Genomic DNA, 21,133 nt, shown 5'->3' on the forward strand with positions numbered 1-21,133 from the left:
AATACAATGAGCCAACCCGTTATAATACGTGATGCAAAACCAAGTGACGCAAAAACAATTTTGCACTTTATTACCGAACTTGCCATATATGAAAAAGAACCTGATGCAGTAAAAACAGACGAGCAGGCAATTTTAGATACTCTGTTTAGTGAAGGTGCAACTGCGCACAGCATAATTTGTTTAGAAGGTGATGAGCCAATTGGTTTTGCGGTATATTTTTATAATTACTCTACCTGGTTAGGTAAAAATGGCCTATACCTTGAAGATTTATACGTAAGCCCAGATTGCCGTGGCAATGGTGCAGGTAAAGCCATTATGAAACACTTAGCTAATAAGGCCATTAGTAATGACTGTGGTCGTTTTGAATGGGTAGTGCTTGATTGGAATAAACCCGCTATCGATTTTTACAATAGCATTGGTGCAAAGCCACAAAACGAATGGATTATATATCGCTTAACAGGGCAGGAATTATTAGACTTCGCCAAATAGTTAATGAAAATCATTTGCATTTAGTTTTGTGGGTGTGTAAGTTAAATACACACTCATAAATAAACGTGCAGATGATTATATGATCTCAAGTCAAAAACAACCCCACTCAGATTTACTTTATCTTGATCAAGCATTAAGCCCTTGGCAGTCGAATATAATGCAAGGTAATTATGCATTTGAGCAAGGTGCACTTCTCGAAGCCCGCGATAAATACTTATTAGCTAAAACACTTGCAGATCATCTTCTTCAGCAATTTTTATATGCTCAGATTAATAACACTGTCATTCATGCTATTGAGCACTGTATACCCGCACTTGTTGTTGCGTCACATAATTTAGCTGATACCTATATAGCTATGCAACAGCCTGAAAATGCATGCAAATGGCTATGCGAAGTACACTTAACACTCTCTTCATTAATTAAGCATACTCATTACGATATACAAAAAGTGAGTAAGCATCATTACATTAAAACTTCCTCTGAACTTGTATCATTTGCAAGACGCTATCATTTTTTACCTGAGCTAATAGAGCAAGTGAATTTTTGCTTATGCTCTAAATATTCAACAAACAGCCTGCTACATTAAAATAAAGGAGTAATTTATGGCGTTTACATTGCCAGCACTTGATTATGAATATGATGCGCTTGAGCCTCATTTAGACAGCAAAACTATGCATATTCACCACACATTGCATCATCAAACGTATATCAATAAAGCCAATGCTGCTTTAGCAGATACTGTATATGCAACCGCAAATGCTGAAAAATTACTTAAGGGAATAAACAGCCTGCCTAGTAATTTGCAAAAAGCAGTACAAGAGCATGTAGGAGGGCATTTTAATCACAGCTTATTTTGGCAGATAATGAGCCCACAAGGAGGAGGTGAGCCTGAAGGTATTGTGGCTCAGGTTATAAATGAGCAACTAGGCAGTTTTGATAGATTTAAAGAGGAATTTACAGCCGCGGCAATTAGCCAATTTGGTAGTGGTTGGGCGTGGTTATGTGTAACGCCGGATGAAAAGTTGATTGTAGAAAATAGTGCTAATCAAGATTGCCCTTTAATGCAGGGAAATATCCCTATTTTGGGACTTGATGTATGGGAGCATGCCTATTATTTGAAGTATCAAAATAAACGTCCTGATTATATTGCTGCATTTTATAATGTAATTAATTGGCAAGAAGTACAAAGGCGTTATTTATTGGCTATTGGTTGAGTGCCGAATATGGCTAGTAATACAGTTTTTTTTGTATAAGCTAGGCTCTATAAGGTTTAATTTATAGAGCCGTTTATGGACACTTCACATTGGCAAAAAGCACGTCAGAGTCGCGATCCTCGTTTTGACGGGCTTTTTTACGTAGCGGTAAAAAGTACCGGCATTTATTGCAGACCTATTTGCCCTGCACCAACGGCTCACGAAAAAAACGTTACTTATTATCAGTTTGCCCATAACGCGGCGCAAGATGGTTTTAGGCCCTGCATTCGTTGCAGGCCCGATAGTGCCCCTGGCAGCGCAGCATGGCAGGGTACAAAAACGACTGCACTTAGAGCAAAACAGTTAATAGATCAAAATGACGAGCACGACTGCGAAAAATTAGCAGCTCGTTTAGGTGTAAGTAGTCGTTATTTAAGACAGTTGTTTAAGCAGTATTTTGGCGTGTCGATTACGCAATATCGATTATTTAACCAATGTCACTTTGCTAAAAAGCTGATTCAAGAAACACATTTACCCCTTACCGAAATAGCGTTTTCCGCAGGCTTTAAAAGCATTCGGCGCTTTAATGATGCATTTTTACAGCAGTTAAATATAGCTCCCTCGAAGCTGCGCAGTGGCGATAAAAAACCAACGTCAACACTCACTTTAACCCTGCCATTTAGGCCGCCTTATAATTGGCCTGCTTTGCAGAGCTTTTTACAAAGGCGCTTGATAAAACCAATGGAGTGGATAACACAAACGAGCTACGGACGTACTTTTGCAAGTGAGGGATATAAAGGAAGCTTTACCGCTGAATTTATAGCGAGTAAAAATCACTTTAGTGTATCTATCGATATAGACAATACGGTGTACTTACAACCTGTTATAAATAATATACGCCGTGTGCTTGATTTAGATGCCGATATTAATTTAATTGAAACGCATTTAAGCGCCAATATAAACAATGCGTTTACAGTGTGTGAAGGGCTCAGACTTCCAGGGATTTGGTCAAGTTTTGAAGCCGGTATAAGGGCGGTACTCGGACAACAAGTGAGTGTTACTGCGGCGCATAATTTAGTAACAAAGCTAGTTGATGAATTAGGTGAAAAAAAGGGCGATGCCGTTTATTTTCCTACGGCTAACATTGTTGCTAATAGTGATTTAACATTTTTTAAAATGCCACAAGCACGCAAAAATGCGCTACACAACTTAGCCCAGTTTTGTGCACTAAATCCTGAAAATGACGATTTAGACGAATGGCTTAATTTAAAGGGAATTGGCCCCTGGACAGTAAATTATGCAAAGCTGCGAGGGCAAAGCCAACCCGATATATTACTTGATGGCGACTTAGGTATTAAAAAAGCACAAGCGGCGGCAAACCCTTTTGAGCCTGCTAATTGCGCTCCTTTTCGCTCTTACCTAACGTTTCAACTTTGGCAGCAATTATAATGATCATTCAAACATCCATTTCGAGCCCTATAGACGACATAATTATTCAAGCGACTGATAAAGGCGTGAGTTACGTTGGGTTTTATCCTCCAGTTGAGCACCCTTATACGCCATTTGAGCAAGTTACCAACAAGGCGATGCTTATTTGCGCTGCGCAGTTAAACGAGTACTTTGCAAAAAAACGCACTACTTTTGATGTACCACTTGATACAAACGGTACAGTATTTCAACAAAGCGTATGGCAAGCATTATTAACGGTGCCTTTTGGACAGTCGCAAACATACGGCTATATTGCAAACCAACTCAATAATCCAAAAGCAGTGAGGGCAGTAGGTGCTGCGAATGGTAAAAATCCGATTAGTATTATAGTGCCTTGCCACCGAATTATTGGCGCAAATGCAAAGTTAACGGGCTATGCTGGTGGGCTTGATAGGAAACTTTGGTTGCTGAAACACGAAGGATTAATGTAAATTAATTTAACGAATATTTTGTATGTTTACTTCTACATACTACACTGTAGATTTAGTTTATAAATAAAAATCACTATGAAAATTAGAACGTTACTTTATATTTTTGTTTTGAAGTGTATTGTTTTTTGCGATGGCGTTACGGCCAAAGAATTACTTTTTTGTTATGAAGATAAAAACGCAGCACTACTATTTTTAGGTGTTGATAAGGCTATACCTATTGATCAACCTGATGCCTCAGTTGAGGTTTTAAGTTTATTAGATAAAGCGATTGATGGTGTTGAGATTAAGTTTGTTAGAAAACCATGGCGTAGATGCTTAAGCGATTTAGAATTTAATCGAGTTAATGCTGTTATTGCCAGTTACCGCAAAGGACGAGAAAACGTTGCTGTTTACCCTGTTGATCAGCAAGGTAAGTTACAAGATGACTATGCAGTAAGTGAATTTAGTAGCTGCCTTATAGGGCGTTATGAATTTCATAAAGAATGGGAGACTCGCGAAGTATTTCAAAATAAAGCATTTACGATAGCTATTCCTAATGGCTATGGACTAAATAGCGCGTTGAAAGAAGAACCATTTTTTATTCATAATACGTTTTCTAAAAGCAAAGCTTTTGAGTTGCTAGATAAGGGCGTGGTGCAGGCGAGCGTTGATCTATGCCAAGTTGATGGCTTAAAAGTGTCGAGTTATCCGTATGAGGGTAATAATGTTAAACCTATTTATCCCCCTTACGAAACCAGCCATGGTTATCTTGTTTTTTCAAAAAAATTCTACGAAGAAAATAACGATCTAAGCTTGGAAATGTGGCAATGGTTATCAAAGTTTGAAAGTGCACCTATCTATATTAAATATTTACAAACACTTAAATAACCTCGTTAAATTCGCGTTTGTAAATTGGTATTAATTTAATATTAAGGTAGCATAAGCGCACTTTTTATAAAATGGCACCGCAATGGCTCAATTATACTTTTACTACTCTGCAATGAACGCGGGTAAATCAACTACGTTATTACAATCTGCATTTAATTATAAAGAACGTGGCATGGAACCTGTCATCCTTACTGCAGCCATTGATGATAGACAAGGCGTGGGTAAAGTATCGTCTCGTATAGGCTTGCAAGCTGACGCGCATGTATTTGATGCTAGTAAAGATGTATTTGATCTTATTCAATCGCTTAACAACGACAAAAAACGCCATTGTGTGTTAGTTGATGAATGCCAATTTTTATCAAAAGAACAAGTAATGCAATTAACCGATGTGGTTGATGAGTTAGGTATACCGGTACTGTGTTATGGCTTGCGTAACGACTTTAGAGGCGAGTTATTTATAGGGTCGCAATATTTGCTTGCGTGGGCTGATAAGTTAGTTGAGCTTAAAACAGTATGCCACTGCGGACGTAAAGCTAACCATGTACTGCGTACCGATGAAAATGGTGATGCAATAGCCGATGGTAACCAAGTAGAAATTGGCGGCAATGACCGATACGTTTCGGTATGCCGCAAACATTATAAAGCCGCGTTAAATATGGGCCGACAAAGCATTTAAAAATGTATCAATATCTTCGCGCGTAATATCTAAATGCGTTACTAGCCTAAGCTGCTTGCTTGGGCTAAATAATATACCTTGTTGTTTAAGCGCCTCAGCAATCTCTTCAATATTTATACTGCTAGTGTATGTTGCATAAACCATATTAGTGGTGTTACTCATATCTACAGTAAAGCCACTGATTTCACTTAATTGTTGAGCCAAATAACGTGCATTTGCATGATCGTCTTTTAAGCGCTCTACATTGTGCTCAAGTGCAAACTGCCCGGCAGCTGCAAGCATTCCGGCTTGGCGCATACCGCCACCAAGTACTTTTCTCCATCGTCTTGCTTTATTAATAAGTGCTGGTGAGCCTAATAATAAAGAGCCTACGGGCGCCCCCAAACCTTTAGATAAACAAATAGAAACTGAATCAAAGTGTTTTGTAATTTCAGTGATATCAATATTTAGCTCAACAGCGGCATTAAAAGCACGTGCGCCGTCTAAGTGCAGCGCTAAATTATGTGTGTCAACAAAGTCACGAGCTTGGGCTAAGTACTCAAGCGGGAGTACTTTTCCGCCTATGGTATTTTCTAAGCTAAGTAATCGCGTTTTTGCAAAATGGCAATCGTCTGGTTTTATAGCCGTCGTTATTTTGCTAAAAGGTATACTGCCATCAGCATCGTTTTCAATAGGCTGTGGTTGCACAGACCCTAAAACAGCTGCTCCGCCACCCTCAAACTTATAATTGTGAGCATTTTGGCCACAAATGTATTCGTCACCTCGCTCACAATGCGCCATTATTGCAAGTAAGTTGGCTTGTGTACCTGAGCTACAATAAAGTGCGGCTTTAAAGTTAAAACGCTTACACGCATAGGCTTCTAGTTGGTTAACGCTTTCATCATCACCGTATACATCGTCACCAACCGGTGCGCTGTACATAATATCGCGCATTGTGTTTGTTGGTTTTGTAACTGTATCAGAGCGAAAATCTATCATGATTGCCTTATCCTTTTTATTGTTTTTAATAAAATTGGTATTAATCAAGCTCGCTACAAATTTGCTCACGAGTGTCTTTATCAAAGTAAGTCCATGCAATAAAGCGGCTGATTTTTTGACCTTGTGCCATATCAACTATTTTATATTGTGCTATTGGGTGGGCTTTTAATACTTCTTCAAGAGCTGCAATATTATCTTTTTTGGATACTAACGACGTAAACCACAGTATTTGCTCTGCAAAGTCTTCGCTTTCTTTAATCATATTAGAGATAAACTGTACTTCACCGCCTTCACACCATAATTCATTATTATGGCCACCAAAGTTAAGTGTGCTACTGGGTGTTTTTCCTAGGTTTTTCCACTTACGTTCACTGCCTTTACTTGCCTCTTCTTCGCTTGCATGAAACGGAGGGTTGCAGAGCGTTAAGTGGTATAAATCTTTTTGATTTACAACGCCTTTAAAAATATGTGATGCGTTTTTTTGTTGTTTTAGGGTTATTTTTAAACCATTAAACTGAGAAATTTGCTTTGCTATTTTTACCGAGGCTGCATCAATATCAGTCCCTGTAAAATGCCACTTATATTCACTTGTACCAGTAAGCGGATAAACTAAGTTAGCGCCAGTGCCAATATCAAGCACTTTAATTTGCTTACCTAAAGGTATTTGTTGTTGGTTATCGTCACTTAATAAATCGGCTAAGTAATGAATGTAGTCAACACGCCCAGGTATAGGTGGACATAAGTTGTGCTCAGGAATATCCCAAAAATCAATATTATAATGTGCTTTCAAAAGGGCTTGATTGAGTGTTTTAACGGCTTTGTTATCACTAAAATCAATACTTTTAGTACCTGCAGGTGTGGTTATAACAAAAGGCAGTAGAGCAGGGTGCTCTGTTGTTAATAAATCGAAGTCGTACCCATTTTTATGTAGGTTACGCGGGTGTAATTTTGAACGTGCTTTATTTTCTTTCATGGCTTCATTTTAACAACAGATATGATGTGGTGATTGTAACAAATGCTGATGAGTAAAGTGGAGACATTTCCTTTGGTATATTTAATATTGCTGGTAGGATGAGTTGAAAATAATAAAAAGGAATAACTGTGGCGATTTCTCAGCAATCAATAATTATCAATTTAGCTGATCAACAAACACTTCATTTACGTCGTATCAGCGATGATAATCAGCAAGGGCCTGTCGTATTTTTTATGCATGGGGCTGTAGAAAACGGTAAAATTTTTTACACCCATTCTAATAAAGGGCTAGCTCCTTTTTTGGCTGAGCATGGGTACCGATGCTATGTGGCTGATTTACGTGGCCGAGGTGATAGTAAGCCAATTATTTCGAGCGAGTCCGAATATGGACAAACTGAGTCTATCCTAGAAGACATCCCTGCCTTTATTAAGCAAATAGAGTTGATTGAAGGCAAGAAGCCTGACTACTGGGTCGCTCACTCTTGGGGCGGGGTATTGATGAACAGCGCGTTTGCACGCTTTCCAGAATATATTAATGATGTAAAAGCGTGTGTGTATTTTGGCTCTAAGCGTTCTTTATTTAATAACCATCCTCAAAAATTATTACAAGCCAATTTAATTTGGTATTTTATGGCACCTTTACTTGCTAAAAAACACGGCTATTTAAATGCTAAAGGTTATAAGTGGGGAAGCGATAACGAAACTCAAAAGTCGCATTATCAAAGTATGCAATGGGCTAAAAAGAAGCCATGGATAGATTCTGATGATAATTTTGATTATGCAAAAGCGCTAAACAACCTGCATTTACCGCCAACGCTTCATATTGCTGCGGTAAAAGATAAAGCATTAGCGCAACCAATCGATATTCAAAAGTTTATGGACGAATCAGGACCTGGCATTCAACAAATGCGAATTTACGGTCGTAAACACGGGCATAATTTTGATTACGATCATATTAATATGCTTACCCACCCAAGTGCGCGTGATGATCAATTTAAAGATTTACTTAATTGGTTTAAAGCACATCCGATTAATTCTCATCAAGTAACTTTAAAAGAGGTGTTTTGTAACGCTCCCACTTAGCGATTGCGGCGTTATTAATAGGTTGGCGAATAGCATGTTTACTCAACGTGGTTACCGGTGTTTTTTGTTTATAAAACGCTAAGCAGCGCTCTTCAAAATGACAGTTTAAAAAACCAAGTAACTGCGTTAGCAGCTCTTTTGGGTTACTCACTAAATCTTCGTAACTGACATCATAAATTGGCATACCTTTAAAGGAGTGCCAATGGCTCATCAGTTTTTCATACACACTATGATAAAGCTTAAACTCAGGTAGTGAGCAAAAATAAGGCTCGTTTTCGGCAAAGTAATTAGTGAAAATAGAAAACGCTGTAGCATTAAAATTACGACTTAAATTTATAAATTTGGCATTTGGAAATAGGATATATATTAGTCCGAGCGACTGATAATTACTCGGCAGTTTATTTATTATAAAAGGTCTGATGGGCGATGCTGTTTTTAATGTTGTGATATAAAGCTCGCGGGCTTTTTTGATTAAGTCAGGCGTTAAATACGCTAAACATTGCGGGTAAGCAACTCCCGTTTTTTGTTCGATAAAAGCAACCGCGTTATTACTAATACTCGTACTTTCTCCTAGGCTCGAAAACTGACTATGGCTTGCCAATATTTGCTCCAGGAGGGTAGAGCCACTACGAGGCATACCAATAATAAAGACAGGCGTAATATTACCTGTAAATTTTTTATCGGCAGAGGCAATAAATTCCTCGGTGTTGTATTTTATTATTTCATCGTAAAAAGGGATTAAATCTTTAGTGTTAAATTCACTTAATTTTCTTTGTAATTTATTTGCCAATATAAAATAATTAAATGCTTGCTCGGTATCTTCAAGTGCATCGTAACTGTTTGCTAATGCGTAGTAACACACCATTTTTAAACGTAAATTGCTCGTTTGAGTTAGTAAGTGGTGCAAATTACTTACATAATTATGCTCTTTATCAAAGCGGCCTAACTGCACAAGTTCAAATAAAATATAAGCTGTTACAGGGTATACCCCAATACTGAGTGCATGAGCAAAGGTTGTATGGGCTTTATCTAACTCGCCATGTGTTAAATAGTGCTGTGCTAAGTAATAATGAGGTTCTGGGTTATGACTTGCTAGTTTTTTTGCGTATTCGAGCACCGTTAACGCATCGTTTGGCGAATTAACACCGTTAAATGCATCAGCAAGGGCATGTAATGGTTCAAGCATATGGGGCATGCGCTCACACGCTTTTTGGAGTAAGTATACGGCAGCGTCATAACGCTCTAGTCGTAGGGCAATTCTGCCTAAGCCAAATAAAGCTTCACCATTTTCGGGATTACTATTTAATAGCGTTTTAAAATGAAACTCAGCTTCTTTGAGTTTATTTTGTTGCAGTAGTTGGTTGGCTTTATTAAGTAGCATAGTTATACCAATTTTATTAAAAAAATAATCATTCTATCGCATTAAATAGCGTACTCACTGCGTTAAAAATTATTCATATAGAGCAACTATATATCATAGTTTTCGCCTTGTTATTACGCTATTTTCTGAGCGCTATAATAGAACACTTATTCAATGCAATTGGTATTGTTCATTATTATTTTTATTAACTATAAAATTAAAAAGGCGAAATGTCTTTAACATTTCGCCTTTGGTTCTTCATGAAAATAGTTTAAAAAGTATATGTTGCTTTAGCGTAGTAAAAGCCACCGTTAATACCAAACGGAGATGTTTCGTAGAACTGACCACCCCAGTTGTTATTAGGGATACCCGTTGCATCTGCAAAATCAAGTTTTTCAGCATCTTGGTCGAATAAGTTTTGAGCGCCTACAGAGAAGCTAACTGATTCATTTAAGAAGTAAGTTACTTCAGCATCAATAGTGACTGCAGCATCTGCTGTTTTAGCTGTTGCATCATAATCAACGTGAACACCTTGGTATTCGCCGTAGTAGTTTGCACGAGCAAATGCAGAAACTGATTCCCATTGTTGAGACAATGTGAACGTTGCACGATGGTTAGGTAAATCTTCTTCTAAGCGTTTAACTTTAAACGCACCTGTAATTTCACTAAATTGAGTTACTTCAGTATCATTCCAGTTATAAGCAAGGCTAAATGTAGAGCTACCGCCCATTAGTTCAGCAGTATAGTTTGCAACTAAATCGATACCTTGAGTTGTTGTATCAAAGTCATTTGTAAAAAAGCTTACCTGAGCAAGACCTTGTACATTAGGAACTCCAGCGGCTGTAAGTGTATCTTTATCTGCTTGGCTTAAGTTTATTTTATCTGATTGGCTAATACGGTCATCTACTTGAATGTTGTAGTAATCAAGCGTTAAAAATAACTCGCCGATTGTGTATACAGCACCAAGTGTATAGCTTTGTGATTCTTCCGGCTCAAGCTCTGTACCACCTAATTGCACTGCAATAGGGTTTGTTGGTGGAAGAAGCGCTGAATCTTGTAACACGCCGCTGTCTAAGCTTGTTTGTACGTTACTTACGTTAGCTTGACCAACTGTAGGTGCACGGAAACCGCTACTTACAGAACCACGAATATTTAAATCTTCAGTTAAATGGTATTGAGCCATTACTTTGTAGTTAGTTGTAGTACCAAAGCTGTCGTAGTCTTCAAAGCGAAGCGCTACGCCCATTAAAAAGTCTTCAGTAAATGGTGCTTCAACATCAACATACGCTGCATAGTTACGTCGAGAAAACTCACCTGCTTGTGATGGTTTAAAACCTGGGAAGCCGTTAGAGCCAATACCAAAACCTTGTGCTGTTAAAGGGCCTGCTGTGTAAGATTCTTCATCACCAGAAATGATAGTGAATGTTTCTTCATGCCATTCAAAACCACCGGCAATGTTTACATCATAAGCTAAACCAAAGTCGACACCCTTTGATAAATCAAAGTTAAAGTTTTTCTCTAGCTGTTCATATTTACCCGGACTGAAGTCACGTGGCGTGTCTGCACCTAAAGAAGCATTAACCGTGTCATAGATGAAGTAACGTGATTCATTTAAACCCACAGTACCGCTTAAGTCATAGTAAGTATCTTTTAAGAAACCACCAGTGAATCGCCCTTTAGTACCAATAGTTAAAGAAGTATCAGTAATGTTGCCGCCAAAGTTAGGTGTAAAGCCACCTGGAAGCGTTTCGTTAAAGGCAAAACAATCTGGGTTGTTCGCTACACCATTTATATAAGCAGGATCATCTAATACGTTGCCATCTGTTATTGCAATAGTAGGACAGTTAGCGCTCATATCAGGTGTTAAATCTGCAACAAGTAGTGTTTCGCCACCATCATTTGAGTAAACGCCAGAACGTGTTTGCGGGTTACGGTAGTAAAAGCCGCCGCGCACATCACGTTCAGAGTAATTACCAAACATGTAAAATTCAGAATCGTTTGTTAGCTCTAAACCTACGTTACCAAAAATTGTAATATCGTCGTTTACTTCTGGTGCGCCCCATACTTGTGCAAGAGAAGATACATCAGGAACACCGGCAGCTGAAAGTGCTGCGGCATCGGCACGTTGAACTGAGCGGCTTGTTGCATCAGCTGTTTTATATTGAAAGCTTAAATTAGCAAAGCCATTGTCGGTAAACGGTAAACCCACGTTACCCGACACTTGTGTTGTATCGCCGTCACCTTCATAAAATTGACCATGGCGGATTTCTAATTTGCCACCTTCAGAAGCGTCTTTTAGTTGGAAGTTCATTACACCGGCTATTGCATCAGAACCATATTGTGCAGCTGCGCCATCACGAAGTACTTCTACTTGTTTAATAGCAATGCTTGGAATAACTGAAATATCTGCGCCTTGCGCGCCATCGTTAATACCACCGCCTAAAAATGCAATTACAGAAGCACGATGACGACGTTTGCCGTTTAAAAGAACCAATGTGCTGTCTGATGGTAAACCACGTAAGTTAGCTGGGCGAACAAGAGAGGCCGCATCACTAATAGGATTTTGATGTACGTTAAAAGATGGCACGGCACCTTTTAAAAGCTCAAGCATGTCGGTATTGCCTGATCTTTCTAATTCTTCGCCGCCAATAATATCGATTGGAACTGGTGAGTCACCGATTGAACGTGGAGCTGAGCGCGTACCTACTACGGCAATTTTCTCTACGTTTTTATTTACTTTAGTTTGCTGTTGCTCGTCTGCTGCAATAGCAGAACCCGAAAAAAACAACCCTGCAGTGGTTGTAGCTAAAGCAAATTTGATTGCTTGGTTTAGCGCATTATTTTTTAATTTCATTCTAATTTTCCCCAGTTAGAATAATTCTTATTTTTGATGCTAATTTCACATCATTTATTTTTAACTTAATTTTTTGTTTCACATAGGTTTGAGGGTTTAGCTCAAAAGCCTAATCAATTAAGCTTACTTTTTGTGAAGTCCTATTTACAGACTATAGGTAAAAAACGGGAAGGGCAATTACTAATTAACCATTTGATAACAAAAAGATTCAATTTAAGAAAAAATGCAACAATGGTGCAAAGTAAAGCTAAAATGAACTAAATAAGTGCAAATAGGGTTGTTGAGAGGAAAATTAATGCGTTATCAGTATTTAAATGTTATTTATTTGTTTCTTTTTGGTGGTGTTTTCAATGTTTTGTGCGCATCGCCAAGTTGCTAATTTTTCTTTATATTCATCCCACACGCAGGGGCAGCAACTGCCACCACCACAACATTCATCAGATTTTGGTTTTTCGGGTTTTTGCGGTAGTTGGTTTGTCATATTCAGTGTTGTTGTATGTATTTAATACTAATTTGGTGCAAAGGATAAGTTAAAGGATGTTGTAAGTAAATTATTCTTTGTGAACCCGTGCTGCTGTGTGAAAATAAAAGTTATGCGATTATATAAAGTTATTCACCGTGCACCTTGGCGGGTAGTTAAAATTAGTAAAAAACGCCAACAGCTGCGTTTTCGCCGTGCTATGGTGGCGCTCAAAATTGCACTTGCGCAAGAAAAACAAGAAACCAAAGAAATGCTCTCTATTTATAGGCGCTACACTCAAGGCCAAACAAGTAAAGAGGAGTTAAAACGCGCTAATGAACAGTTTGTTGATATTTTAAAAGGGTTAGGGCTCGGTGTGTTTGCAGTATTACCTTTTGCCCCGCTTACAATTCCTTTAGTTGTTAAATTAGGGAGTTTGGTGGGAGTTGATGTACTGCCAAGTTCGTTTAATATGAACAAATCGATTAAAGAGCTTGATGAGAAAATTAATCAAGAAAATCAAAAGCAAAAATCCAAAAATAGCTTAAAAAAGTAGCTAAAATCCCTTCAAATTAGCGATACCTTTTAGGTGCGCTTATTGATATGCTCTTAAGTACCATTTTTATATTATATGAGCTTTTTAATGAGTGCATTACTACGTCATACATCTTCTGGTATTCCTTTATCTTTTATTCTTAAAAACGAATTATCTGACTGGCAAGCACAGCAGCCTGCATTTATACAAAATTGGTTAACTAATACAGGTTTCGAAAAGCAAGGTGTTGCTTTAATCCCTGATGCTAAAACGGGCGAGTTAAGCCAGGTATTTTGTTTAATGCAAAGTAGCGATGATTTTTGGGCTGCGGGTAATTTAGCAAATACACTTCCTACTGGTACTTATCAAATTCAAGGCGAGAGCGCTTTTGTAGAGCAAGTTGCTTTAGGGTTTGTGCTTGGTGGTTACGAATTTAGTGAATATAAAGAAAAACCAACAGCAAAAGCGCAATTAGCCATTAGCGATAAAGCGTTGTTTGAGCGTATTAGCCAACAAGCTGATGCCATTACACTTGCACGTGATTTAGTTAATACGCCAGCGGTAGACATGATGCCGCAACATTTATCGCAAGTAATGGAAGATTTAGCTGCAACTTACAATGGCGAATTTTCACAGTGGATTGGCGATGAGTTACTAGAGCAAAACTACCCGACTATTCACATGGTGGGTCGTGCAAGCGAAAATAAACCGCGTTTACTTGATTTAAAATGGGGTGCGACAGATGCTCCATTAATTACACTAGTAGGTAAGGGCGTATGTTTTGACTCAGGCGGACTTGATTTAAAACCAAGTTCTGGCATGCGTAACATGAAAAAAGACATGGGCGGCGCGGCGCACGTAATTGCACTAGCACAGCTTATTATGGCAGCTAACTTACCAATTAGATTACGAGTGCTTGTACCTGCTGTTGAAAATGCAGTATCGCGCAATGCATTTCGCCCTGGCGATGTTGTTAAAACTCGCAAAGGCATTATGGTCGAAATTGATAATACAGACGCAGAAGGGCGCTTAGTATTGTGTGATGCATTAAGCGAAGCACAAAACGATAATCCTGAGCTAATTATTGATTTTGCTACCCTTACGGGTGCATGTCGTGTTGCTTTAGGCACGGAGCTTCCGGGCTTTTTCTCAACAGAGCGCGATGTAGCAAACGGTATTATTGATGCAGGTTTAAGTGTCCATGACCCTGTTTGGCAACTTCCGTTGTTTGAGCAATACAAAAGCTTACTAAAAAGTGATGTAGCCGATATGGCAAACTGCGCAAGTACACCGTTTGGTGGTGCTATTACTGCAGCGCTTTACTTAAAAGAATTTGTTGAACCAACAACACCGTGGGTACATTTTGATGTAATGGCGTGGAACTTACGTGCATTACCAGGTCGTCCAACGGGTGGTGAAGCATTAGGTATTCGTGCTGTATTTAACTACTTACAAAATCGTTTTAATAAATAAGTTTTTGATTCAATAGTAAGAACTTGAGCTTATGAGTTTTAAACCTCATAAAGCTCAAGTGGCAAGTTATCTGGATCGGCAAAAAAGGTAAACTTTTTGCCGGTTATTTCATCCACTCTAATATCCTCAACGTTTACTTCGCACGACTCTAAATACGTTTTTGCAATCTGTACATCCGCTACCTTAAAAGCTAAATGTCTTAAGCCTTGTGCTTCGGGATAGCTTGGTCTTGCGGGCGATCCATCAAACGAAAATAGCTCTATTTGGCTACCATCGGGCATGGCTAAATCTAATTTATATGAATTACGATCAGCTCTAAAGTGCTCATTAATAACGTTAAGTTTAAGTACATTGCTATAAAAGTGTTTAGAACGCGCATAGTCACTACAAATAATCGCAGCGTGGTGAATACCTAAAAGTTTCAAATTTAATTCCTTAAAAAGCAAAAACGCACTTAATGAAGTGCGTTTTATATGTTGCTTACTACATGTTGTGTTAGCTTGGCTGCGCTTCTTTACATGCTTTAACGGCCGGTGCTACAAGTTCTAAACCGGTTTTATCACATGGCGGTAAAGCGGCATCGCTTACACTAATAGGCGTTACGCGTTCGCCCCATTTTATGTAACTTGCAGCCCACGTAAGGCCTGCACCAAATGCAGCAGACATAATATTTGAATGCGGTTTAATTAACCCTTGCTCAACGGCTTCACATAACGCAATAGCAATCGTAGCAGCAGAGGTATTACCATACTCACCAATGTTAACCATTACTTTTTCGTCAGGTACTTTTAAACGATGCTGAATAGCTTGAATAATACGTAAGTTAGCTTGGTGTGGAACGAGTACATTAATGTCATCAAGGCTCAAATCGGCTTGTTTAAGTACATCGTCGCACGCTTCGCTCATGCCTTTAACAGCACGTTTGAAAATTTCACGACCTTCAAATAATAAATCAGATGGTCCAATTGGCTCATATTTATTTAAATCACTACCAAAGTTAGTGATGTGTAAAATATCGCGGTCTTCACTGTCACAACCAGTTTTGGTTGCTAGTAAACCAGCTGGCGTATCTGCCGCTTCAAGTACTACTGCACCTGCGCCATCGCCAAATAAAACAGCGCTATCGCGACGTGCCCAGTTTACGTACCAGGTCATACGCTCAGCGGCAATGACCACTGCTTTTTTGATCATACCCGCTTGAATTTGTGCTGTAGCAGCTTGCAATGCATATAAAAAGCCCGAACATGCCGCGTTTGTATCCATTGCGGCAGCGCCTGTTGCACCAATGTTTTTTTGCACTTGTGAGGCGGTATTTGCCACAACAGTAGAAGGTGTACAGGTTGCTAATATTACTAAATCAATATCTTTAGGATCAACGCCTGCGCACGCAATAGCATGCTTAGCAGCAACGGTTGCCAGCTCGGCGGTACTTACATGGCTCACTCGGCGAGATTTAATACCTGTACGCGAGGTTATCCACTCGTCGGTGGTATCAACTATTTCACTAATTTCATCGTTGCTAATGCTTGCTGGTGGAATGCATTTACCCCAACCAGTGATATGTGCGTAAGGCATAGTATGTTCTCTTAAGGTGGTCTGACATGTATTACTAATGGGTGAGTTATACCAAAAAACGGCTTTCAAGACTAGTTTATAGCATGCTTTGTGTCGTAAATATTCGCAATTACAGGTTATTTAAGGTAATGCTAGTATAAAAAAGGAGCAAGTATGAAAACAACACTAATAACAACATTCACTGCAATAACGCTGGCATTAATAGCAAATGGGGCTTTTGCTCAACAGCATAAAATTATTTATGCGGGCAGTTTACTTGCATCCGAGGATCAAAAAGTAAAAAAAGAGCAAACGTTAGTCATAACAGATAATACAATAACAGCCATTAAAAACGGCTACCTCACAAAAGCAGAACTTAACCTACCTGATGCCGATATTATAAATCTTAAAAATCAATTTGTAATGCCTGGTCTTATTGATATGCATGTTCACGTTACGTTTGAGCGAGATGCTAAAGCAAACCCTCACCGCTGGGCAACAGAATATGATGCCGATTATGCTTTGCGCTCAATTAAATATTTACAACGTACGCTCGATGCGGGTTTTACATCAGTGCGAGATTTAGGTAGCGATCACAAAGTTATATTTCCGCTAAAACGTGCTATTGAGCGAAATGATATTAACGGCCCTCGCATTTTTGCAGCGGGTAATACAATATCGCCTACCGGTGGGCACGCAGATATGCACGGTTATCGAAAAGATATTACAGATGCAGTTACAGGCGGGATTGGTATATGTAATGGCGCTGATGATTGTAGCCGTGCGGTACGTGAGGTAATAAAAAGCGGTGCTGATGTAATTAAAATTACTGCCACGGGTGGAGTACTAAGTAATACCGCAGCAGGTGTTAACCAACAACTTACAGATGCAGAGCTGATTGCAATTGTTGATACGGCTCACCACTTAGGGCGTAAAGTTACAGCGCATGCACACGGTACACAAGGTATAAAAGCGGCCTTAAAAGCCGGTGTAGATTCTATTGAGCATGGCTCTTATTTAGATAAAGAGGCAATAAAGTTATTTAAAAAAACGGGAGCTTATTTAGTTCCGACGCTTTTAGCGGGTGCAACGGTAAGTGAAGAGGTGCTAACAAATCCAAATATGCCACCGGCAATAGCTGATAAAGTGCGAGAGGTAACACCAAAAATGCAGGCTTCGTTCAAACTTGCACTGAAAAATGAGGTTAATATAGCTTTTGGAACAGACTCTGGGGTGTCGCGTCATGGGCTCAATGCTAACGAATTTAGTTTAATGGTAAACAATGGAATGAGCGAAGCCCAAGCTATTAAATCAGCAACTATACATGCAGCTAAACTGCTGGGGCAAAGCGCACTCATTGGCGACTTGAGTGTTGGTAAACAAGCAGATATTATCAGTGTGAATGGCTCACCGCTTAAAAATATCGACGTACTTAAAAACGTGCAATTTGTTATGAAAGCCGGGCAAGTTTATAAACAATAGGGAAGGTTATGAGCAGCAAAATAAAAGTGTCGTTGTTTAATCATTTGATTGACGCTGAGCGCCAGTTACTAGACCCAGAAGTTCGCCAATCTGAGCGCGCATTAGATGCTTTACTCGATGATGAATTTATCGAAATTGCTGCCAACGGCACTACATTTAATAAATACCAAGTACTTACCCGCTTACCTACCGAGGTTGTGCCACAGTTTTATAATCAGCATTTTAAGGGCCGAATGCTGAGCGATGATGTAGTGCAACTTAGTTATCAAGCTGCTTATAGGCGCTCTGCTCGGGCGGAGTTTAATTACTCGTTACGTATGTCGCTTTGGCGTAAACAAGGCGAGCAATGGCAAATGGTGTTTCACCAAGGAACGCCTTGTGCACCGTTTTCAATTTCGATGGATGATGATTAAAAACCATATACCCGTTAAAATAACCTTATTAAACATTTGATTAGGCAATTACCTTTTGTTAATGCGTACCGACCCCACTATTAGTCGACTATTAATGCTGCGAAGCGGCGCAATTGCCGTGCAATTAATTGCTGTGCTTAGCGTTTATTTTTTACTAGAATATCAAATTGCATTACTGCCTTTACTGATTGTTATTGCCGTTGAGGCTGTTTTTCAGTTTATTAGCCTGTTTGCTTATCGTAATGTAAGCCGCGCTAAACCTTTGGGTATGTTGATGCAGCTAACTGCAGATGTATTATTTTTAACGGTTTTGCTTTCGCTAAGCGGCGGTGCAACCAATGCATTTGTATCACTGTTATTGCTCCCAATAATGATAGCTGCTGTTACGCTGCGAGAAAAAGGATTGGCTTATATTGCAGTATTAGCCATTGCCGCATACAGTTTGCTACTGATTAAGATGCCCGATCACAGTATGCATCAAATGAATATGAGTGGTCACTTTATTGGCATGTGGGTTAATTTTGTTTTAAGTGCTAGTGTAATTGCACTTGTTATTGGCGCAATGAACAGGGCACTTAAAGAGCGAGAGCGTATTATTGCAAACGTGCGTGAAAAACAATTACGTAACGAACAGCTTGTTACCCTTGATGGCGCTGCTGCGCAAATAACCCATCAACTTGCGACCCCTATAGCAAATTTACAGCTATTGTTTGAAGAGTTATTAGAAGATCAACCAAACAACCCTATTGTTAAGCACATGCAAGCGCCGCTTACTCAGTGCAGTACACAGCTTAACGACTTTAGAAAACTCTCAAGGCAATTACGCCTTAAAAATTCGCAAGAACATGTAACAGTAAAGCAACTGCAAACACAAATTACAGACACACTTTTACTGCAATACCCTGATCAGCACATTAAATGGATTACGCCACCTATTGCGGCAACGCTATTGAGTGATGCGATGTTATTGCCTGCTATTTTAAATTTATTGCAAAACGCCGCGCTCGCTAATCAAAAACAAGGTCAAACTCAATTAGAGCTGAGTTGGCAGCAAGATAACTTACATAGTGAATGCGTTTACTTGTTAATTCGCGATTTTGGCCCTGGCTTTTCATCATCGCAATTAGCAGAGCTGGGTGGTCAGCTTATGCCAAGCGATCAAGGAATGGGGCTTGCTGTGCTTTTATCAAACGTTACTTTTGAGCGTTTAAATGGCTCACTTACCTTGTTTAACCATGCAGATGGCGGCGCTGTCGCCAAAGTTAAACTCGCTATTGTAAACACTGAGAATAACGCCTCATGAAGTTACTTATAATTGAAGACGACATTAATTTAGCCAGCACACTGGCAAGGCGCTTAACTAAACAAGGCTTTACCTGCGAGGTGGCGCATAACCAAAGCGATGCGTTACTTGTTGCGCGCAAACTATTGCCCGACTTTGTTTTATTAGACATGAAACTAGGCGACGATAACGGACTTGCACTCATAAAGCCGCTGCGTAGTTTACTTGCACAAGCACATATTGTTTTACTAACTGGGTTCGCAAGTATAGCAACCGCAGTAGAGGCAATGCGTTTAGGCGCAACCGACTACCTTACAAAGCCGGTTGATATGGCAACATTATTAAAAGCGCTTAACACCGAGCCTGTGGCATCGGTATCGAATGTTATTGATGATGCAGTTATGTCGCCGGAGCGCTTAGAGTGGGAGCATATTCAACAAGTATTACATAGTAATAATGGCAATGTGTCGGTTACCGCGCGGCAACTTAATATGCACAGGCGCACGTTACAGCGTAAATTACAAAAAAAGCCGGTGCAACAGTAAAGTACTTAATTTAAGGAAAGTGTTATGAGCGATGATGCAGCTAAATTAATGCTTAATCAAAAAATTATATTATTCGACGCGCAATGTAAGCTATGCAGCGCGTGGTGTAATTTTATTATTACTCACGATACAAATACCATTTTTAAATTATGCAGTGTGCAATCTCCAAAAGGGGAATTGTTGTTAACACACTTTGGTTTTTCAACAACTGAATATGCCTCAATGGTGTTTGTTGAAGATGGCAAAGCATTTACACAAAGTCATGCTTTTTTTAACGTTGTTAAGCAACTAGGTTACCCATACAAGCTAGCAAACGTATTTAGTGTTTTGCCAAATAGGTTTAATAATTGGTTATACGATAGGGTTGCTTTAAACCGCTATACCTTATTTGGAAAATATCAGTACTGCAGAATTCCCAACCCTGATGATGCTAAACATTATTTATAAATTAGGCGTTAATACACTGCTGTATAAGTAGATGCTAGGTTTATGAGGTTGTGTTAAAATCGCCGCGTTTAATTTTAGCTAACGGTATAAAAGGCTTTTTTCATGGCAAACACAGCACATGCACTTCACATTTTGGTTAAGCACAAAGAGATTGCAGAAGATATTATTAAGCAATTAGGTAAAGGTGCAAAGTTTCAAACCTTAGCTAAAAAGTATTCGTCATGCCCATCGGGCAAAAAAGGCGGAGACTTAGGTGAATTTGGACGCGGCCAAATGGTTCCACAGTTTGACAAAATTGCATTTAAAGGCGCAATTTTAGAGCCCCACCTAGTTAAAACAAAATTCGGCTGGCATGTAATTAAAGTACTTTATCGTACTTAAGCAGTTTGGCAATTGACGCTGTATTGGGGAGCGTCCATCTCATCACCTATCCTAAATTTTATATTTTGAAGAACTAAGAATTAGGATGGGTGTCATCTTAATTTCCTTTCATCTTAATTTCGCTTAGTTAAAACTAAATTTGGCTGGCATGTAATTAAAGTACTTTATCG

Annotated in this window: 23 protein-coding genes; 16 read left to right on the forward strand and 7 right to left on the reverse strand. The window is 39.1% G+C overall.

What is annotated here, in order from left to right; genetic code table 11:
- Positions 1-6 precede the first annotated feature (6 nt).
- The 7 genes from I6F40_RS12385 (at position 7) to I6F40_RS12415 (ending at position 5,144) form a co-directional block, all read left to right on the forward strand.
- Entirely contained in the window at positions 7-489 is a 483-nt protein-coding gene (locus tag I6F40_RS12385) for a GNAT family N-acetyltransferase (RefSeq protein WP_166377119.1), read from the forward strand.
- Between the two features lie 79 nt (positions 490-568).
- Positions 569-1,075: a hypothetical protein gene (locus I6F40_RS12390; protein WP_166377120.1), complete on the forward strand. Its 507-nt coding sequence runs from the start codon at positions 569-571 to the stop codon at positions 1,073-1,075.
- A gap of 16 nt (positions 1,076-1,091) precedes the next feature.
- Complete coding sequence (locus tag I6F40_RS12395; protein ID WP_166377121.1) at positions 1,092-1,703, forward strand: superoxide dismutase; 612 nt, start codon at positions 1,092-1,094, stop codon at positions 1,701-1,703.
- A 75-nt stretch (positions 1,704-1,778) separates the two neighbouring features.
- Positions 1,779-3,131, forward strand: coding sequence for a DNA-3-methyladenine glycosylase 2 family protein (locus tag I6F40_RS12400; RefSeq protein ID WP_166377122.1), 1,353 nt, complete (start codon positions 1,779-1,781; stop codon positions 3,129-3,131).
- Complete coding sequence (locus I6F40_RS12405) at positions 3,131-3,601, forward strand: methylated-DNA--[protein]-cysteine S-methyltransferase (protein ID WP_166377123.1); 471 nt, start codon at positions 3,131-3,133, stop codon at positions 3,599-3,601. The genes I6F40_RS12400 and I6F40_RS12405 overlap by 1 nt, the downstream gene beginning before the upstream one ends.
- A 75-nt stretch (positions 3,602-3,676) precedes the next feature.
- The gene (locus I6F40_RS12410) at positions 3,677-4,468 is read left to right on the forward strand and encodes an amino acid ABC transporter substrate-binding protein (protein WP_166377124.1); all 792 of its coding nucleotides are present in this window, start codon (positions 3,677-3,679) and stop codon (positions 4,466-4,468) included.
- 82 nt (positions 4,469-4,550) lie between these two features.
- Entirely contained in the window at positions 4,551-5,144 is a 594-nt protein-coding gene (locus I6F40_RS12415; RefSeq protein WP_166377125.1) for a thymidine kinase, read from the forward strand.
- Here the strand turns inward: I6F40_RS12415 and ltaE are convergent.
- Positions 5,118-6,122 (reverse strand): low-specificity L-threonine aldolase, encoded by a 1,005-nt coding sequence (ltaE, locus tag I6F40_RS12420; protein ID WP_166377126.1) that lies wholly within the window; start codon positions 6,120-6,122, stop codon positions 5,118-5,120. The genes I6F40_RS12415 and ltaE overlap by 27 nt on opposite strands.
- Positions 6,123-6,162: 40 nt before the next feature.
- Positions 6,163-7,095, reverse strand: a complete 933-nt coding sequence (gene rlmF, locus I6F40_RS12425; RefSeq protein ID WP_166377127.1) for a 23S rRNA (adenine(1618)-N(6))-methyltransferase RlmF — start codon at positions 7,093-7,095, stop codon at positions 6,163-6,165.
- A gap of 128 nt (positions 7,096-7,223) precedes the next feature.
- Between rlmF and I6F40_RS12430 the strand changes: the two genes are divergently transcribed.
- Complete coding sequence (locus I6F40_RS12430; RefSeq protein WP_166377128.1) at positions 7,224-8,177, forward strand: alpha/beta fold hydrolase; 954 nt, start codon at positions 7,224-7,226, stop codon at positions 8,175-8,177.
- Here I6F40_RS12430 and I6F40_RS12435 read toward each other — a convergent pair.
- From I6F40_RS12435 to I6F40_RS12445, 3 genes are all read right to left on the reverse strand, one after another.
- Positions 8,125-9,558 carry a tetratricopeptide repeat-containing sulfotransferase family protein gene (locus I6F40_RS12435; RefSeq protein WP_166377129.1) on the reverse strand — a complete coding sequence of 478 codons (1,434 nt, stop codon included), beginning with the start codon at positions 9,556-9,558 and terminating at the stop codon, positions 8,125-8,127. The two genes, I6F40_RS12430 and I6F40_RS12435, sit on opposite strands and share 53 nt — an antisense overlap.
- Before the next feature lie 250 nt (positions 9,559-9,808).
- Positions 9,809-12,391: a TonB-dependent receptor plug domain-containing protein gene (locus I6F40_RS12440; RefSeq protein WP_010553992.1), complete on the reverse strand. Its 2,583-nt coding sequence runs from the start codon at positions 12,389-12,391 to the stop codon at positions 9,809-9,811.
- A 310-nt stretch (positions 12,392-12,701) separates the two neighbouring features.
- Entirely contained in the window at positions 12,702-12,872 is a 171-nt protein-coding gene (locus tag I6F40_RS12445) for an oxidoreductase-like domain-containing protein (RefSeq protein ID WP_101164269.1), read from the reverse strand.
- A 112-nt stretch (positions 12,873-12,984) separates the two neighbouring features.
- On the opposite strand from I6F40_RS12445, the gene I6F40_RS12450 reads away from it, so the two are divergent.
- Together I6F40_RS12450 and I6F40_RS12455 are read left to right on the forward strand one after the other, a co-directional pair.
- Positions 12,985-13,407, forward strand: coding sequence for a hypothetical protein (locus I6F40_RS12450; RefSeq protein ID WP_166377131.1), 423 nt, complete (start codon positions 12,985-12,987; stop codon positions 13,405-13,407).
- A gap of 87 nt (positions 13,408-13,494) precedes the next feature.
- A complete protein-coding gene (locus tag I6F40_RS12455) occupies positions 13,495-14,859 on the forward strand; it encodes a leucyl aminopeptidase family protein (RefSeq protein WP_010553989.1) in 1,365 nt (454 codons plus the stop codon).
- 38 nt (positions 14,860-14,897) lie between these two features.
- Here the strand turns inward: I6F40_RS12455 and gloA2 are convergent, their stop codons facing one another.
- Positions 14,898-15,284, reverse strand: a complete 387-nt coding sequence (gene gloA2, locus I6F40_RS12460) for an SMU1112c/YaeR family gloxylase I-like metalloprotein (RefSeq protein ID WP_121953611.1) — start codon at positions 15,282-15,284, stop codon at positions 14,898-14,900.
- Between the two features lie 70 nt (positions 15,285-15,354).
- On the reverse strand, positions 15,355-16,434 hold the full coding sequence (locus tag I6F40_RS12465; RefSeq protein ID WP_010553987.1) for a ketoacyl-ACP synthase III: 1,080 nt from the start codon (positions 16,432-16,434) through the stop codon (positions 15,355-15,357).
- Between the two features lie 153 nt (positions 16,435-16,587).
- On the opposite strand from I6F40_RS12465, the gene I6F40_RS12470 reads away from it, so the two are divergent.
- From I6F40_RS12470 to I6F40_RS12495, 6 genes are all read left to right on the forward strand, one after another.
- Complete coding sequence (locus tag I6F40_RS12470) at positions 16,588-17,895, forward strand: metal-dependent hydrolase family protein (RefSeq protein ID WP_197193003.1); 1,308 nt, start codon at positions 16,588-16,590, stop codon at positions 17,893-17,895.
- An 8-nt stretch (positions 17,896-17,903) separates the two neighbouring features.
- A complete protein-coding gene (locus I6F40_RS12475; RefSeq protein WP_149593101.1) occupies positions 17,904-18,308 on the forward strand; it encodes a nuclear transport factor 2 family protein in 405 nt (134 codons plus the stop codon).
- 61 nt (positions 18,309-18,369) lie between these two features.
- The gene (locus I6F40_RS12480; RefSeq protein ID WP_197193004.1) at positions 18,370-19,611 is read left to right on the forward strand and encodes a sensor histidine kinase; all 1,242 of its coding nucleotides are present in this window, start codon (positions 18,370-18,372) and stop codon (positions 19,609-19,611) included.
- Positions 19,608-20,135 (forward strand): response regulator transcription factor, encoded by a 528-nt coding sequence (locus tag I6F40_RS12485; protein WP_166377133.1) that lies wholly within the window; start codon positions 19,608-19,610, stop codon positions 20,133-20,135. Before I6F40_RS12480 ends, I6F40_RS12485 begins: the two co-directional genes overlap by 4 nt.
- Positions 20,136-20,159: 24 nt before the next feature.
- Positions 20,160-20,582, forward strand: a complete 423-nt coding sequence (locus I6F40_RS12490) for a thiol-disulfide oxidoreductase DCC family protein (protein ID WP_166377134.1) — start codon at positions 20,160-20,162, stop codon at positions 20,580-20,582.
- Positions 20,583-20,684: 102 nt separating this feature from the next.
- Positions 20,685-20,963 (forward strand): peptidylprolyl isomerase, encoded by a 279-nt coding sequence (locus I6F40_RS12495; RefSeq protein ID WP_008171402.1) that lies wholly within the window; start codon positions 20,685-20,687, stop codon positions 20,961-20,963.
- Positions 20,964-21,133: the final 170 nt, after the last annotated feature.

The sequence above is a fragment of the Pseudoalteromonas sp. SWXJ133 genome, assembly GCF_015864365.1.
Taxonomy (GTDB): domain Bacteria; phylum Pseudomonadota; class Gammaproteobacteria; order Enterobacterales; family Alteromonadaceae; genus Pseudoalteromonas; species Pseudoalteromonas arctica.

Coding starts and splice junctions, on each gene's coding strand:
- I6F40_RS12385 (WP_166377119.1), top strand. CDS start 7: ATGAGCCAACCCGTTATAATACGTGATGCAAAACCAAGTGACGCAAAA.
- I6F40_RS12390 (WP_166377120.1), top strand. CDS start 569: ATGATCTCAAGTCAAAAACAACCCCACTCAGATTTACTTTATCTTGAT.
- I6F40_RS12395 (WP_166377121.1), top strand. CDS start 1,092: ATGGCGTTTACATTGCCAGCACTTGATTATGAATATGATGCGCTTGAG.
- I6F40_RS12400 (WP_166377122.1), top strand. CDS start 1,779: ATGGACACTTCACATTGGCAAAAAGCACGTCAGAGTCGCGATCCTCGT.
- I6F40_RS12405 (WP_166377123.1), top strand. CDS start 3,131: ATGATCATTCAAACATCCATTTCGAGCCCTATAGACGACATAATTATT.
- I6F40_RS12410 (WP_166377124.1), top strand. CDS start 3,677: ATGAAAATTAGAACGTTACTTTATATTTTTGTTTTGAAGTGTATTGTT.
- I6F40_RS12415 (WP_166377125.1), top strand. CDS start 4,551: ATGGCTCAATTATACTTTTACTACTCTGCAATGAACGCGGGTAAATCA.
- ltaE (WP_166377126.1), bottom strand. CDS start 6,122: ATGATAGATTTTCGCTCTGATACAGTTACAAAACCAACAAACACAATG.
- rlmF (WP_166377127.1), bottom strand. CDS start 7,095: ATGAAAGAAAATAAAGCACGTTCAAAATTACACCCGCGTAACCTACAT.
- I6F40_RS12435 (WP_166377129.1), bottom strand. CDS start 9,558: ATGCTACTTAATAAAGCCAACCAACTACTGCAACAAAATAAACTCAAA.
- I6F40_RS12440 (WP_010553992.1), bottom strand. CDS start 12,391: ATGAAATTAAAAAATAATGCGCTAAACCAAGCAATCAAATTTGCTTTA.
- I6F40_RS12445 (WP_101164269.1), bottom strand. CDS start 12,872: ATGACAAACCAACTACCGCAAAAACCCGAAAAACCAAAATCTGATGAA.
- I6F40_RS12450 (WP_166377131.1), top strand. CDS start 12,985: ATGCGATTATATAAAGTTATTCACCGTGCACCTTGGCGGGTAGTTAAA.
- I6F40_RS12455 (WP_010553989.1), top strand. CDS start 13,495: ATGAGTGCATTACTACGTCATACATCTTCTGGTATTCCTTTATCTTTT.
- I6F40_RS12465 (WP_010553987.1), bottom strand. CDS start 16,434: ATGCCTTACGCACATATCACTGGTTGGGGTAAATGCATTCCACCAGCA.
- I6F40_RS12470 (WP_197193003.1), top strand. CDS start 16,588: ATGAAAACAACACTAATAACAACATTCACTGCAATAACGCTGGCATTA.
- I6F40_RS12475 (WP_149593101.1), top strand. CDS start 17,904: ATGAGCAGCAAAATAAAAGTGTCGTTGTTTAATCATTTGATTGACGCT.
- I6F40_RS12480 (WP_197193004.1), top strand. CDS start 18,370: ATGCGTACCGACCCCACTATTAGTCGACTATTAATGCTGCGAAGCGGC.
- I6F40_RS12485 (WP_166377133.1), top strand. CDS start 19,608: ATGAAGTTACTTATAATTGAAGACGACATTAATTTAGCCAGCACACTG.
- I6F40_RS12490 (WP_166377134.1), top strand. CDS start 20,160: ATGAGCGATGATGCAGCTAAATTAATGCTTAATCAAAAAATTATATTA.
- I6F40_RS12495 (WP_008171402.1), top strand. CDS start 20,685: ATGGCAAACACAGCACATGCACTTCACATTTTGGTTAAGCACAAAGAG.